13 protein-coding genes and 1 riboswitch are annotated in these 15,077 nt (G+C 65.4%); of the genes, 7 read left to right on the top strand and 6 right to left on the bottom strand.

The annotated features are described in order from the left end of the window. The first annotated feature begins 157 nt into the window (after positions 1–157). Positions 158–1,873 carry a ubiquinone-dependent pyruvate dehydrogenase gene (gene poxB / locus AD89_RS0110040; protein ID WP_025778469.1) on the top strand — a complete coding sequence of 572 codons (1,716 nt, stop codon included), beginning with the start codon at positions 158–160 and terminating at the stop codon, positions 1,871–1,873. A gap of 96 nt (positions 1,874–1,969) precedes the next feature. Here poxB and ribH read toward each other — a convergent pair whose 3' ends face one another. The 4 genes from ribH to ribD all read right to left on the bottom strand — a co-directional run bounded on the left by ribH (position 1,970) and on the right by ribD (position 5,768). Further along, complete coding sequence (gene ribH / locus AD89_RS0110035; RefSeq protein ID WP_025778468.1) at positions 1,970–2,440, bottom strand: 6,7-dimethyl-8-ribityllumazine synthase; 471 nt, start codon at positions 2,438–2,440, stop codon at positions 1,970–1,972. 79 nt (positions 2,441–2,519) lie between these two features. Further along, positions 2,520–3,980: a bifunctional 3,4-dihydroxy-2-butanone-4-phosphate synthase/GTP cyclohydrolase II gene (locus tag AD89_RS0110030; protein WP_025778467.1), complete on the bottom strand. Its 1,461-nt coding sequence runs from the start codon at positions 3,978–3,980 to the stop codon at positions 2,520–2,522. Continuing rightward, the gene (locus tag AD89_RS0110025; protein WP_025778466.1) at positions 3,973–4,620 is read right to left on the bottom strand and encodes a riboflavin synthase; all 648 of its coding nucleotides are present in this window, start codon (positions 4,618–4,620) and stop codon (positions 3,973–3,975) included. The genes AD89_RS0110030 and AD89_RS0110025 overlap by 8 nt, the downstream gene beginning before the upstream one ends. A gap of 14 nt (positions 4,621–4,634) precedes the next feature. Continuing rightward, positions 4,635–5,768, bottom strand: a complete 1,134-nt coding sequence (ribD, locus tag AD89_RS0110020; protein ID WP_025778465.1) for a bifunctional diaminohydroxyphosphoribosylaminopyrimidine deaminase/5-amino-6-(5-phosphoribosylamino)uracil reductase RibD — start codon at positions 5,766–5,768, stop codon at positions 4,635–4,637. A gap of 114 nt (positions 5,769–5,882) precedes the next feature. After that, a riboswitch (FMN riboswitch) is annotated at positions 5,883–6,011 on the bottom strand. A 108-nt stretch (positions 6,012–6,119) separates the two neighbouring features. Here ribD and AD89_RS0110015 point away from each other — a divergent pair. From AD89_RS0110015 to AD89_RS18425, 4 genes are all read left to right on the top strand, one after another. Beyond that, positions 6,120–6,608 carry a MarR family winged helix-turn-helix transcriptional regulator gene (locus tag AD89_RS0110015; protein WP_035320380.1) on the top strand — a complete coding sequence of 163 codons (489 nt, stop codon included), beginning with the start codon at positions 6,120–6,122 and terminating at the stop codon, positions 6,606–6,608. 95 nt (positions 6,609–6,703) lie between these two features. Then, positions 6,704–8,017: an MFS transporter gene (locus AD89_RS0110010; protein ID WP_081770417.1), complete on the top strand. Its 1,314-nt coding sequence runs from the start codon at positions 6,704–6,706 to the stop codon at positions 8,015–8,017. A 242-nt stretch (positions 8,018–8,259) separates the two neighbouring features. Continuing rightward, positions 8,260–8,853, top strand: coding sequence for a DUF805 domain-containing protein (locus AD89_RS18430; protein ID WP_081770419.1), 594 nt, complete (start codon positions 8,260–8,262; stop codon positions 8,851–8,853). Positions 8,854–8,966: 113 nt separating this feature from the next. Further along, positions 8,967–9,548, top strand: coding sequence for a DUF805 domain-containing protein (locus AD89_RS18425; RefSeq protein WP_197021737.1), 582 nt, complete (start codon positions 8,967–8,969; stop codon positions 9,546–9,548). 177 nt (positions 9,549–9,725) lie between these two features. On the opposite strand, the gene AD89_RS18420 is transcribed toward AD89_RS18425, so the two are convergent. Further along, positions 9,726–10,805, bottom strand: coding sequence for a tellurite resistance/C4-dicarboxylate transporter family protein (locus AD89_RS18420; RefSeq protein WP_051505196.1), 1,080 nt, complete (start codon positions 10,803–10,805; stop codon positions 9,726–9,728). 405 nt (positions 10,806–11,210) lie between these two features. Between AD89_RS18420 and AD89_RS0109990 the strand changes: the two genes are divergently transcribed. Next, entirely contained in the window at positions 11,211–12,056 is an 846-nt protein-coding gene (locus AD89_RS0109990) for an ATP-binding cassette domain-containing protein (RefSeq protein ID WP_231488569.1), read from the top strand. A 40-nt stretch (positions 12,057–12,096) separates the two neighbouring features. Next, complete coding sequence (locus tag AD89_RS0109985; RefSeq protein ID WP_025778459.1) at positions 12,097–14,274, top strand: YhgE/Pip domain-containing protein; 2,178 nt, start codon at positions 12,097–12,099, stop codon at positions 14,272–14,274. Positions 14,275–14,341: 67 nt separating this feature from the next. Here the strand turns inward: AD89_RS0109985 and AD89_RS0109980 are convergent, their stop codons facing one another. Continuing rightward, positions 14,342–15,061: an AAA family ATPase gene (locus tag AD89_RS0109980; RefSeq protein ID WP_025778458.1), complete on the bottom strand. Its 720-nt coding sequence runs from the start codon at positions 15,059–15,061 to the stop codon at positions 14,342–14,344. Positions 15,062–15,077: the final 16 nt, after the last annotated feature.

Raw genomic sequence — 15,077 nt, 5'->3', positions numbered from 1 at the left:
AGATATTCCCGCATCGGAGGGTGAGGAATCGGACAGCGTCGGCGGGGGAGCCCGGGATTAGACTGAAAGCGCGGTCAAGGCCCCGAGCATGGGGCAGCCCCTGCCGGGGTACGCACCAGCGCATCCCCGGTGTTCGTGTTTCAACGGAAGGAAGTCAATGCCCACCGTCGCCAGAAACATCGTCGATACCCTTGTCGCCAGCGGAGTCAAGCGCGTCTACGGCATCCCGGGAGATTCGCTCAACGGATTCACCGATGCCCTCCGCGTCAACCCGCAGCTCGAATGGGTCCATGTCCGCCACGAGGAAGCCGCCTCCTTCGCCGCCAGCGGCGAGGCCGCCCTGACCGGGGAACTCGCGGTCTGCGCCGGCAGCTGCGGACCCGGCAACCTCCACCTCATCAACGGGCTCTTCGATGCCCAGCGTTCACGGGTTCCCGTGCTGGCCATCGCCGCCCAGATCCCCAGTGACGAGATCGGCTCGAACTACTTCCAGGAGACCCACCCGACCGAACTGTTCCGCGATTGCAGCGTCTACGTCGAAAACGTCTCCTCGGCCGAGCAGATGCCTCGACTGCTGCGCATCGCCATGCGTGAGGCCATCGAGAAGCGCGGCGTGGCCGTCCTCGTCATCCCCGGCGATGTCGGCTTGGCCGACATCGATGCCGCCGCCGAGGTGGTCAAGGCCTACCCCTCGCACATGATCCCCGCAGCCTCCCAGGTCGAAGCCGCGGCCAAGGCGCTCAACAAGGGCAAGAAGACGACGATCCTCGCCGGTGCCGGCACCGAGGGCGCCCACGACGAGCTGCTCGCCATCGCCGAGAAGCTCCAGGCCCCGATCGTCCATACGATGCGCGGCAAGGAATTCGTCGAACCCGACAACCCCTACGACGTGGGCATGACCGGTCTGCTCGGATTCTCCTCCGGCTACGCCGCACTCAAGGACTGCGATACCCTCCTCATGCTCGGCACCGACCTGCCCTACCAGCAGTTCTACCCCGAGGACGCCACCGTCATCCAAGTCGATGTGCGCGGATCCCAGATCGGGCGGCGCACGAAGGTCGACATTCCGCTCGTCGGAACGGTCGCCGACACCGTCGAGGCGCTGCTGCCGCAGATCAAAGCCAACCGCAGCAGCACTCATCTCAAGTCCCTGACCAAGCACTACCAGAAGACCCGCAGGGACCTCGACGAACTGGCCACTCCGTCGAAGCGGACGATCCACCCGCAGTATCTGACCCGGCTGATCGACGAGATGGCCGATGACGACGCCGTCTTCATCCCCGACGTCGGCTCACCCGTGGTGTGGGCGGCCCGGTATCTGAGCATGAACGGCAAGCGCCGCCTCATCGGCTCCTTCAGCCACGGGTCGATGGCCAACGCCCTGTCCCAGAGCGTCGGCGTGCAGTCGGCGTTCGACGACCGTCAGACCATCGCGCTCGCCGGCGACGGCGGACTGTCGATGCTGCTCGGTGAGCTCATCACACTCACGCAGAACAAGCTGCCAGTGAAGACGGTCGTGTACAACAACTCCTCGCTCAACTTCGTCGAGCTCGAGATGAAGGCGGCCGGTTTCGTCACCTTCGGCACCGACCTCGACAATCCCGACTTCTCGACCATCGCCGAGGCGGTCGGGATCAAGGGCTTCCGCGTCGAGAAGTCCAAGGACCTGCCGAAGGTGGTGAAGGAATTCCTCGCCTACGACGGACCGGCTGTCCTCGACGTCGTCACCGAACGCCAGGAGCTGTCGATGCCGCCGTCGATCACCGCCGAACAGGCCAAGGGCTTCGCGCTCTACGCGATCCGCACGGTGCTCTCGGGCAAGGGGGACGAACTCATCGACCTCGCACGCACGAACATCCGCCAGCTCTTCTGACGAGCACACGCCGAGAAACGGGTTGAGCGTCGAAACACGGGTGTACACACCCGTTTCTCGACGCTCAGCCCGTTTCTCGATGAAGATGAGCGCAACTCAGCCCTGCGTGTAAGGCGCCAGGGCCTGGGCGGTGACGAGGGCGGCGGTCATCGCCTCATGCCCCTTGTCCTCGACCGACCCCTCGAGTCCGGCGCGATCGAGTCCCTGCTGTTCGGTGTCGCAGGTGAGCACGCCGAAGCCGACCGGCTTGCCCGAGTCGATGGCGACCCGATTGAGGCCGTCGGTGGCCGCTTGGCAGACATAGTCGAAGTGCGGGGTGCCGCCGCGGATGACCACGCCGAGAGCGACGACCGCGTCGAAGTGCGGTGCCAGGCGCGCGGCGGCGACGGGCAGTTCGAAGCTGCCGGGCACGCGGATGAGCGTGGCCTCGGCTCCAGCCTCGGCGGCGGCGCGCTGGGCTCCGTCGACGAGACCGTCCATGATCTGGGTGTGCCAGGAGGCGGCGACGATGGCGACTCGCAGGTCAGCGGCGTCGGCGGTGAGTTCTGGTGCTCCGGAATGAGCCATGAGTGTGTCCTTTGTTCGAAGGCTCCGAAGAGCCTGGTTCGTGTTCTGAGTGGGTCGGCCAGAGAGGCCGGGCCGGGTTTCAGCTGGCGACGGCCCCGGCGGCACCGGCACCGTTGCCCGCGCCCGCGCCCGCGCCGACAGTGCCTGCGCCCGCGCCGGCAGTGCCCGTGACCTCCGGCAGCGTGAGCACATGGTGCATGCGCTCGCGCTTCGTGGCCAGGTAGTGCGTGTTCTCCGGCCGCGCCGCGACCTCGAGCGGTACCACGGCTTCGACCGTGATGCCCAGCTCTTCGAGGGCCGAGGTCTTCGCCGGGTTGTTCGTGAGCAGGCGGATGCGAGTCAGCCCGATTGAGCGCAGGATCGTCGCCGCGGCACGGTAGTCGCGGGCGTCGTCGGTGAACCCGAGATCTCGGTTCGCATCCACGGTGTCTCGTCCCTGATCCTGCAGAGCGTAGGCGCGCAGTTTGTTGCTCAGCCCGATTCCGCGGCCCTCGTGCCCGGTGAGGTAGAGAACCGCACCGCCGTGTTCGGCGATGATGCCGAGCGCCAGGTCGAGCTGTTCACCGCAGTCGCAACGGTGCGAACCGAAGACGTCCCCGGTCAGGCACTCCGAATGCAGCCGCACGAGAGGCGCCGGCCCCTCGACGTCGGACTCCGGGGATCCCGCGAACACGCCGAGGTGGTCATGCCCGTTGATCGTGAACGCGCGGGCCCGCAGGCTGCCGTGCTCCGACGGCAGAGCCACCTCCGCGGTCGCCTCAACCGGTTCGTCCCCATATGGTGCAACGGCGACGTTCACCGAGGCGGCCGCCTCGGTGCGGGAATCATCCGCAGCCGAAGACATGGCCGGGGCCGAAGACACGCCCGGGACCGCTGCAACGGCCGCCGGGGAGTCGCCCGACGCATCCGTATCACGCAGCTCGAGGTAGGCGATGAGCTGTTCGATCGAGACCATGACGAGGTCGTGGGCGTCGGCGAAGTCGCGCACCGCGTCGAAGCGCATCATCGACCCGTCGTCGTGAACCACTTCGCCGATCATCGCCACCGGCTGCGCCCCGGCCAAACGCGCGAACTCGACCCCGGCCTCGGTGTGGCCGGGGCGCTCCCGGACACCGCCGTCCTTCGCGATGAGCGGGAAGACATGGCCGGGCCGCGAGATCGCCGCCGGATCAGGATCGGTGGCGGCGAGGACTCGACCGGTCTCGGCGCGTTCGGCGGCGCTGATGCCCGTGGTCACGCCCACCGCGTCGCAGCTGATCGTGTAGGCCGTGCCCTTCGGGTCCTCGTTGTCGGTGACCATCGGCGGCAGACGCAGGGCGGCGGCTCGGTCGGCGGTCATGGGTGCGCAGATGACGCCCGAGGTGTGCCGGACGAAGAGGCCCATCGTTGTGGGATCGGCGAACTCGGCGGCCATGATGAGGTCGCCCTCGTTCTCCCGGTCCTCATCATCGACGACGAGGATGGGGCGGCCGGCGGCAACGGCTGCGATGGCCGCGTCGATGGGATCGAGGCGGCTGGCGTGAGCGATGGGATCAGTCATGATCGACTCCTTGCTGGATGGTGGTGCGGAAGGACAGGAGGCGCGCGGTGTACTTCGCGAGTACGTCGACCTCGACGTTCACGGCCGCGCCCACCGGCAGCTCGCCGAACGTCGTGTGGGTCAGGGTGGCCGGAATGAGGCCGACCTCCACCCACGCCGAGGATGCGCTCGGCTCGGACACGGCCGTCAGCGTCAGGGAGACCCCGTTGAGGGCGACCGACCCCTTGACCGCGGTCAGCGGGGCGAGTTCGGCAGGGATCCCGATGCGCAGGGTCGACCAGTCGGGACGGTCGATGCGGTCGAGGAGTTCACCGCGTCCGTCGACGTGTCCTTGGACGACATGGCCGTCGAAGCGCCCCGAGGCGGGCGTGCAGCGTTCCAGGTTGACCCGGTCGCCCGTGCCCAGGGTGCCGAGTCCGGTCAGGCCCAGGGTCTCGCCCATGACCTCGGCGGTGAAGAGGCCGGGGCGCTGTTCGGCGGGCCGCCTCGTCGAGGTCAGGCAGACTCCGTTGACGGCCAGCGAGCCGCCGAGTTCGAGGTCGGCGACGAGGGGGCCGGCGTCGATGGTGATCGCGGCCGAATCGTTCGTGCGCTCGATCGATTCGATGGTGCCGAGTCCTTCGATGATTCCGGTGAACATGTGACTCCAGATTCCTACGTGTTGGTCGGTGATGGCTGGGGGTCTGCGGCGGCTACGTGCCTGATCCGCAGGGAGCCGGGTTCGGCTGGCTCCTGATCTGTCATTGCGAAGTGCAGCAGGAAATCCGGGCCGAGCCGCGAGACAGCCGGAGTCTCCGTATCGTCGGGAACCAGTCGCAGCGCATCGGACAAGGTGCCGATGTCCAAACCGTCGACACTGCTGCGGCCGGGGCCGATGAGCAGCGGAGCCTGATAGCAGAAGACCTCGTCGACGACCCCGGCGGCGAAGAACGCGCCGAGCACCGTCGGTCCTCCTTCGACGAGAAGATGACGCACCCCGTCGGCGTGCAGTTGGTCCAGGGCGTCCCGGACATCATGGGTGCGCAGATGCAGCGTGTTCGGGTTGAGGGCGAGAAACGAGGTGACCGGCAGCTCGGAGGTGCCGAGCACGACGGGCCGCGGCTGATCGTCTAGCGCGATTCCGTCATGACCGCGGGCGTTGAGACGCGGATCGTCGGCGACTGCGGTGCCGGTGCCGACGAGGATGGCGTCGACTCGGGCCCGGACCTCGTGAGCGTGTGCGCGCGACTCCGCCGAGGTGATCCATCGGCTGGTTCCGTCAGCGGCGGCGACGGCCCCGTCGAGGCTCTGCGCGATCTTCGCCGTGACGAACGGGCGGTCCTCGGCCGTCGACCGGACCCAGCGGGCATTGAGAGCGCGGGAGTCGGCTTCGTACAGTCCCGAACTGACCGTCAGCCCCGCCTCGGCGAGGGTGTGTCCACCGCCCGCGGCAAGGGGGTTCGGGTCGGGGGAGGCGAAGACGACGGAGGGGATCTCAGCCTTGATGATCGCCTCGGTGCAGGGGCCGGTCCGGCCGTGGTGGGCGCAGGGCTCGAGCGTGACGAACAGCGTCGAGGTGGTCAGATCGATGTCGAGGTCGTGGGCGGTGGTGATCGCGTCCACCTCGGCGTGGGGCGTTCCGGCACCTCCGTGGTGACCGGTGACGATCTGGCCGTCGGCTGTCAGGATTGCCGCGCCCACCAGCGGATTCGCTCCGCGAACTCCTTCGCGGGCCGCATTGAGAGCGGCGGCCATCGCCGCGGATTCGAGGTCCGTGAATTCCGCGGCCTCGTCTGGCTGCGTGCCCATGAAAAAACCTCCCGAGCCTTCGCCGGGAGGGAGGATATTGCGGGTGCAACCATCAAAGCGTCTCAGTCGCGTGCGACGGTGCGGTCGAATGCACCGAACACAGCGGCCGAGGCCACCATGCTCCTCCCATCCAGACTCTGACTGTCGGTTTCGGAATTTCACCGAATCAACCGCCTGCACGAATGCGAGCGGGTCGCGGACTGTGACCGCCGGTACGGAATTTCACCGTCCCCGGAACATGTGAGGCCAGGTTAGCACGACCGTCACCGAGGCGGCCGTGAGGTCCGTCACATGGTGACATTCGGGTGGGGTGATTTGCCAAAATGCATAACCTGGGTATATAAATAAGTTATGGATGATGTGGATTCAGCTGAGCTCGTCTCGCGGCTCGTTGTCGTCTCGTCGCGTCTGACCAGAGCGTTTCGACGAGTGATCGGCAACGAGAACTCACTGGCGGCGCTGCGTGCGCTCGCCGTCGTCGAGCAGTATCAACCTGTCCGCGTCGGTCATTTTGCGCAAGGGTATCTCAGTTCTCAGCCCGCGGCGACGAAGCTCCTCGCCAGACTCGAGGAAGCCGGGCTCGTCGTGCGCGAGCCCAGCCCCACGGATGGTCGCGCTTCGCAGTTCTCGCTCACCGATGCCGGTCGGGCGCGGCTGGCGGAGAACCGGGCGATCATGATCGAGCAGATTCAGCCGTACTTCGAGTCGCTGAGCGTCGAGGAGCGTCAGAGCGTCGATCGTGCGCTGGGACTGGTATCGGACTTCCTCAAGGACCGCCACCCGGTCGACGGCGTCGACGAGCAGATCGAGGGCCCGGATTCGGACTCGGACGCGGGCTAGCCGCCGAACACATCGCAGTTTTTCAACCACGCTTCCACGCTTCCGGAACTGATTTCGAAGCGGACGCACCACAGGAAAGGGGACGCGACCAGCAGATGAGAGCGTCAGCAGACAACGAAACAACAGGGGACGAAACGCCCGGCGAACCCGGGGCGGGAACGTCGATCCTTCGCCAGCCACGTGCCGTGTGGGCGGTCGCGTTCGCCGCGGTCATCGCCTTCATGGGCATCGGCTTGGTCGATCCGATCCTGCCGGCCATCTCGGCCGAGCTCGACGCCAGCCCCGCCCAATCGATGCTGCTGTTCACCAGCTACCTGTTCATCACCGGCGGAATGATGTTCTTCACGAGCTTCCTGTCTTCGCGCATCGGTGCGAAGACCACGCTGCTCATCGGTCTTGTGCTCATCGTCGCGTTCGCGGCTCTGGCCGGATTCTCCGGATCCGTCGACCAGATCATCGGGTTCCGTGCCGGTTGGGGTCTGGGCAACGCGCTGTTCATCTCCACAGCGCTGTCGACGATCGTCGGCGCCGCGTCCGGCGGTGCGGAGAAGGCGATCATCCTCTACGAGGCGGCTCTCGGCGTCGGCATCGCCACCGGCCCGCTGCTTGGCGGACTCCTCGGGGGCATCTCCTGGCGCGGACCGTTCTTCGGCACCGCCGTCCTCATGGCCATCGGCTTCATCGCGATCACCGTGCTGCTTCCGGGCGGCACGAGCTCGACCGGGGCTGCCGCGGAGCCGATCAGACTCAGCGCCACGTTCCGAGCGCTCGCTCGTCCGGGGGTGGCTATCCTCGGCGTCTCCGCGCTGCTGTACAACTTCGGCTTCTTCATTCTGCTGGCCTACAGTCCGTTCCCCGTCGAGGCGGCCGCCGCGAAGCTGGGCATGGAGGACTTCGGCGCCATGGGCCTCGGCTACGTCTTCTTCGGTTGGGGCATCTGCGTGGCGATCACCTCGGTGTTCGGCGCTCCCGTGCTGACCAAGCGGATGGGGCGCCGTCGCAGCCTCATCGTCACCCTCGTCGCGCTCGCCGTGCTGCTGGGTGTCATGTCCTTTCTCGTCGAATCGCTGGTCGGGATCGTCGTCTGCATCGTCGTGGCCGGCATGCTTCTGGGTGTGCTCAACACGGTGTTCACCGAATCGGCGATGGAGGTCAGCGACCTGCCTCGTCCGGTTGCCTCGGGCACCTATTCGGGTGTGCGTTTCATCGGCGGTGCCGTGGCGCCGATCGTCGCCGGTGCGGTATCGGAATCCATCAGTGCGGGATCTCCGTACCTCTTCGGTGCCGGGGCCGTGCTGCTGTCGGTCGTCGTCATCTCGCTCGGGTGGAAGGCACTGCGTCGCGTCGACGGGCATATCGATGAGACGCCGGTCGACGAGGCCTATGCACTTACCGGCGGCGACGCCTGAGGTGGCAGCGAACCGCTGATGACGGCGCCCGAGGAGGCAATCCTCGGGCGCCGTTTCCGTGTCCGGACCATGACAAATGGGTGAATCATGAGCTGTGTTGCAGATCTGAAACCGGTTCGACACATGATCGATAGAAAGCCTGGTGCAGAATAGATTTTGCGCTTCCTGAAGATCGGCTGAGAAATCACGGCTCTTCGATGGCGGAACGCGATCAGAATCGTCACCTACAAGCGAAGGTCATCATGTCCTACGACGCGAATGCAGCATACAACTCCGGCACCCCCGGTCAAGGGGCGCCAGGAGCCGGAGTGCCGGCCGGCCAGGGCTATGGAGGGCAGGGCTTCGGCGGAGCGCCACGCGGTGCCGCCAGCCCCGATGACCTCTCGCTGCCGCTCTACGGCGCATCCTTCGGCCAGGCCGTCAAGCGCTTCTTCAAGAACTACGTCAACTTCAAGGGACGCGCCTCGCGCAGCGAGTACTGGTTTGCTGCACTCTTCGTCTTCCTGCTGCTGCTCATCCCGGGGATCTTGTCGGGCATCGGTGCTGCGCAGACGTTGTCGGCTGCCGCCGGCTCGATCGATCCGGCCACCGGGCAGATGAACAGTGTGGCTGCCGGTGGTGGCTCGGTGCTGTCGATGATCGGTGGCACTCTCTCGACACTCATCGGATTGGCGCTCTTCATTCCACAGTTGGCGATCTCGTGGCGCCGTCTCCATGACGCCAATCTCGCTGGACCGTTCTGGTTCCTCGGTCTCATTCCGTTCGTCGGAGGAATCATCTTGATCGTCCTGATGGTCTTGCCGTCCAAGCCCGAGGGACAGCGCTTCGACGTCTGACTCTCTCGGCCTGTGACTCGCTGATGGTCGGCCGGCATTTTCATCTCATCGACTCCGATGAGATGATCGGCTGGCCGACCATTCTTGTACGCGATCACTATTTGAGAGTCACCATGTCCTACGACGCGAACGCAGCATACAACTCCGACCCCGACGTGCCCGGCCCAAGAATGCCGGACCCCGGAATGCCTGGCGGACACGGCTACGATGGGCTCGGATATGGCGGAGCGCCTCGCGGTGCTGCCAGTCCCGATGACCTCTCGCTTCCGCTCTACGGCGCGACCTTCGGCCAGGCCGTCAAACGCTTCTTCAAGAACTACGCGAAGTTCTCCGGGCGGGCTTCGCGCAGTGAGTACTGGTTCGCATACCTCTTCACCGCCCTCGTAGGAATCATTCCCATGATTCTGGGGTTTGCCGGGTCGGCGATCGCCGGAATCTCGGCGTCGGGCGACTCATACAATGCCACCCCTCCCGCCGGTGCGACAGCGCTCATGGCGACTGCCGGAATCCTGATGCTGGTCGCCTTTTTGGCCACGATCGTTCCGTCCATCGCGGTCTCCTGGCGACGCCTGCACGATGCGAATCTTGCGGGGCCCTTCTACTTTCTCTCGCTGATTCCCTTCGTCGGCGGGATCATCCTCATCGTGCTGATGGTCATGGAATCGAAGCCCGAAGGGCAGCGCTTCGACCGCTGAGCCAGGCACCGGTCTCGGCGCAGATATCTGTGTGAGCATCACGCCCCGCTGCTGACACGTCCTACAGCTGCGCGACCATCACGCCCCGTCAGTGGCATCTTGCACCGTTGCACAGGTGCGAGATGCCGCCGGCGGGGCGTTGTGCTGCCACGAGGACGTATTGCGAGGGCCGACCGATCAGGGTCGGCGGACGGTCCTGATGAATGACGTAACCATGGCGACGAAGACGATTGCCCATACCGCGAGGCTGACCCAGAACCAGTGCAGCCCGATCCGCTCGATCGCCGGCACATGATCCGACCGACCCAGGTAGATGCTCGCCACCGCGTACATGCCCACGGGGAAGACCATGCTCCACAGCCCGGCCGCATAGGTCATCGGCACCCGGTGGACGGCATGCCTCCAGATACCCGCGGCGACGAGCGCCGGGACGAGCCACGTGGCGATCGCCCACAGCAGCGCCGAGGATGCTCCGACCAGTACACGTGTCGCCTCGAGCAGGGGAGTCCCGCCGAGATCGAGGATCCGCGAACCCGCCACGATCGCGATCGCCAGTGCGCCCATCGTCACCCAATACGGGGCATCGAGGTCCTCGGGCCCGAACCGATGTCGAAGCACGCGCACAATGATCGCAATCATGCAGGTGAGGTAGAGGGTCAGGCCCACAGCCCACATGACCACCGCCGTGAGCACGAGGAATGTGACCAGGCCGGGCGCGGAATCTGAGGTGTTCGGAAGTTCGATCCCCAGGCTCGCGGCGACCACCGCCACTGATTGAGCGGCCACTGCCCACACGAGCCACGTGCCATTCACCCCTGGCGAGACCGGCCGTGTGCTCGACCCGAGGATCGCGGTGAAGGGAATCCCGTACCCGAACACCAGCCACAGCAGACCGCCGAGAACGAAGAGGGTGAGCGCAGGTGGAATCATGCCCAGACCGACGAAGCCCGTCGCCAGGACGTTCGTGCCGGCCACGGCGGTGAAGAAGCCGAACGCCCGGGAGGGATCATGCAGGTCGGCGCGAACAGCATCGGGATATCGGAGGATCCGCACCACGGTGAGTACGGTGAAGAACGCGTACAGGGTAACGGCAAGCCAGAACAGACCCACGGACAGCGAGTGCAGCCCTGTGAGCTCGGCCCCGATCGACACGATCCCGGTTGCCATCACCGAGGCGAAACATCCGGGTGCCAGTGTCGACGGGCTCAGTCCCCACCGTCTGTGCAGTCCGGTGAGGTTGCGATCGACCGTGCTCATTCGCTCCTCATTCTCATCACCGTGCGTCGAGGGATATCGACGTGTTCGATACTACGACCCCGCCCTCTGTCATCGCGTTACGGCTCCCGCCTTGCGGAGCCGTGCTGCGATCCCCGCCGAGCAGCCACCCGTGTGGCCGCCCGAGGAGTCCGCTCGAGGGCCTCTGCGCGGATAACCGATGTGCAATTCGCGACATCTGAGCGTTCTCGGCTCACGCTCCCATCATTTCCATGAGAGAATTCATTGGAGTTACCAATGGGTAACTTCGCGTGGAGTCGCCCGCTCCACGCTCCCGCGCGCCGGTAGTGGCGTATTCTGCAGTTACCTGCGCGGTGCAGAGATCTCCGGTACAGACCGGATCGACAAGGGCACAGACGACTGGGAGCGATGGCTATGGAGAGCACAATGGACACTCTCGCCGAGGACGCCGACATCGACGCGCCAGCGGTCTCGCTGCGCGGTTGGTCCCTGTCCGGAAAACAGGGCGATGTGTTCACCGATATCGACCTCGAGGTGCCGACCGGCGCCATCGCCGTCGTCCGCGGGCCCGCCGGCAGCGGGAAGACCTCCTTCCTGCTGTCCTTGGCTGCGAGGATGCGGGTCTCGGACGGGGAGGGCCGCCTCGGCGATATCGATATCCGCAAGCAGGCCCGCACCGTGCGCGGGCAGGTTGCGGTCGGACATATCGCCGGGCTGACGGACCTTGAGGACGACTTCACGGTCGCTCAGCACGTCGCCGAACGACAGATCATGCTGCAGCCCTGGTATAAGCCGTGGGCGTCGAAATCGACATTGCGCGAGGTCATCGGCCTCATCCGGGACACTTTCACCACGGCCGGTGAGATGATCGACGAACTCCCGCCGGGGACGTTCTCGAAGCAGGACGCCCAGCGCGCGGACTTCCTCATCGACGATGACGGAGAGGTATTCGTCTCCGAGCTGAGCGAGCTGCAGAAATTCTTCCTCGAATTCGGGCTGGCAAGCCTCAGCCGCCCACCTGTCGTCGTCATCGACAACATCGACTACCTGCGCGAATCCGCCGACCGAGCCCGCGCTTGGGCCGGGATCCTCATCTACCAGCAGCTGCGCAGATCACGGGATCCCGAGGACCTGCTCACGGTCATCGTCTCCTGCGAGGACTCGAGCGAACTCGACATCGCCACCAGGTCGCTCGGCTCCCGCGCGGAGCCGTCGATTGTCGACCTCGAACTGCCGCCCCACCCTCCCGCTCATCGCGGGTCCAAACACTGAACTTCCTGCCCCACGTACACGAATCCGAGGAGATTCCCGAATGTTCTCCCTGCCCTGGTTAGAACTCTCACGATTCAAACGCCACACGATCACGCGCTTGGCGATGATCGTCATCATCGTCATCCCGTCGATCTACGGCGGGCTGTACCTGGCCTCGAACTGGGACCCGGCCGGGCACCTCGACAAGCTGCAGGCAGCGATCGTCAACGAGGACACCGGCGCCGAGAAGCCCGACTCGGACGGAGAGAAGCTCGACGCCGGTCAGGAACTCGTCGACGAGATCACGCCGAAGGGCGAAGGCGGATTCGACTGGGAGGAGACCAGCCAGGAAGAAGCCGACGAGGGGCTGGCCGAAGGGAAGTACTTCGCGGTCCTCGAGATCCCCTCGGACTTCTCCGAGAAGCTCGTGTCGACCGGCGGTGACGATCCGGAGCAAGCAGGGCTGCGGCTGCGAACCGACGACGCCCACAACTTCATCGTCGGGCAGATGGCCGGGACCATCCTCTCCGAGATCAAGGACGGACTGAGTAAGACGACGACCGCCGAGTACGTCAAACAGGTGTATCTCGGATTCAACGATATCCACTCCGAGACGGAGAAGGCTGCAGACGGTGCGGCCGAACTGCACGACGGAGCAGGCCAGCTCCACGACGGCACCGGAGAGCTCGTGGACGGGACGACGAAGCTCGACAAAGGAATCGGAACGCTGCAGACAGGACTCATCGACCTCGACGACGGTGCGGGAGAGCTGAAGAAAGGCAGCGGCGACCTCGCCGACGGAGCCGATACCCTGGCGAAATCCACCACCGAGGCGAAGAACGGCTCGAAGAAACTCGCCGACGGTGCCGGGCAGGTCGCCGACGGCACCTCCGAGCTGCGTGATACCGCCGATGAAGCCACGAGGAAGGCCGAGGACGTCAAACGCAAGGCCGATGACGTCGTCGATGGGGCCCGCCCCAAGCTCGAGCGCGCCGAAGGGGACTTTGACGACGCCCGCACCACCGTGCGCGGGGACATGGACGACCGGATCAAGCAGTTGCAGGAGGACTATCCGGACGACCCGAACGTCAAGAAACTCGCCGAGGATGCCGACAGCCTCGGCGAGGACCTCGATTCCGCGCACAAGCGCGCCTCGGATGCCAAGGATGAAGCCAAGAGCCTCGAGGACAAGCTGACCGACGCGGTCGACGGGGTGATGGACAAGATCCGCACGGCCGATAAGAAGATCGGTCAGCTCGACGACGGAGCGCAGAAGGTCGCGACCGGTGCCGACGACCTCCACTCCGGGCTGATCAAGCTCGACGCAGGTGCGGGAAAGCTCGCCAAGGGAGCCGGTGACCTCCATGACGGTGCCGTCCAGCTCAAGGACGGCACGGCGAAGGCTAAGGACGGAGCCGGTGATCTCAAGGACGGTTCGGAACAGCTCGTTGACGGGTCGACCGAACTCGACAAGGGCGCGGATAAACTCGATGACGGCTCCGGCGAACTGGCCGATGGTCTGCAGAAGGGACTCGAGCAGATCCCGACCTATGACAAGAAGGACCGGGAGAACCGTTCGGATGTCGTGGCTGTTCCCGTCGATGCAGACAAGGTCAAGGACAACGCGGTCGACGCCTACGGCGAGGGACTGTCCGCGTTCTTCGTCTCCTTGGCTCTGTGGATCGGCGGAATGATCACCTATATGGTCATCAACGCCATTCCATATCGGGCGCTGTTCTCATCGGCGACTTCGTCGCGCATCGCCTGGGCCGGCTACGTTCCCGGGCTCCTCTTCGGTATCGCTCAAGTCGCAGTCCTCTACGCGATCCTCGCATTCACCTTGGACTTCTCGGCCGGAGCGTGGCTGTGGACGCTGCTGTTCTCGATGCTCGCGGCGGCGTGTTTCCACTCCGTGCACCAGTTGTGTGTCGCGGCCTTGGGCGGTGTCGGCAGGCTGATTGCCCTGGTTCTGCTGATGCTGCAGATCGCATCGGCGGGCGGAACCTATCCGGTCGAGACGGCGCCGAAGATCTTCCAGATCATCTCACCGTTCTTGCCGATGACGCACGCGGTCAGCGGTCTGCGCACACTGGTTGCCGGTGGTGACATGTTCATCGCAGCCCAGGCGGCCGTGGTCCTGCTGCTGATGACCGCGATCTGTCTGGTCGCCACAACCGTGGTCTGCAGTCGCAAGCGTATGGTCACGCTCACCCAGCTCCATCCGAGCCTGAGCCTGTAGGCCCGGGGGCGGGTGCGGTGACGGCTGAGATGCGGTCATTGACGCGAGTGGTGGCTTGATCGGCGTCTCAGTCGTCGAGGTAGCGCAGGTACCTCTGCGGGTCGTGGAGGAAGCGGCGCCAGTGATCGACCATGTCGAGGTCCTCCCATCGGGATTCGCGCAAGCCCCAGTCGCCGACCTCGACGATCTTCGCTTCTGTGGCTCGGGCGAGGATGGGCGAGTGGGTGGCCATGACGGTCTGCAGGCCCTTCCGCTGGCGTTCGCGGATGAGCTGCAGAAGAGTCAGCGAGGCCGTGAACGACAGCGCGCTCTCCGGCTCGTCAAGGATCCACAGTCCTAGCTCCATGAAACGGCTTGTGAGCATGTCGACGAACATCTCGCCGTGCGATCGCCGGGCATAATGATGGCCGCGCATCGAGCCGACGCCCATGAGATAGGCCATGTTCTCGTGCATCGTTTCGGCGCGAAGGAAGAATCCGCTGCGATTCGTTGTCGCTCCGCGCACGATCTGCAGGTGTTCACTCAGCTCGGGAGGCGCCTCGACGTGATCGCGCACCTCCCAGTCGGAGCCGCCGCCGTGCGGGAGGTCGAGAGCCGTGGCGACGGCCTCGATGATGGTTGACTTGCCCGAGCCGTTCTCGCCGACGAAGACGGTCGTCCGATCGAATTCGAAGCCGGACAGAACGTCGCGAGCGGCCGGCAGATCGCGCAGCCACGGACTCAGCTCCGGAAGGGACACGGCATGTTCGGCCACTGAACGCAGCGGCAGGTCGACTCGAGGATCCATGTCTTGGACGGTACCG

It is taken from the genome of Brevibacterium sp. VCM10, assembly GCF_000583215.1.
Lineage (GTDB): Bacteria > Actinomycetota > Actinomycetes > Actinomycetales > Brevibacteriaceae > Brevibacterium > Brevibacterium linens.
This window is presented reverse-complemented; position numbering and strand designations above follow the sequence as displayed.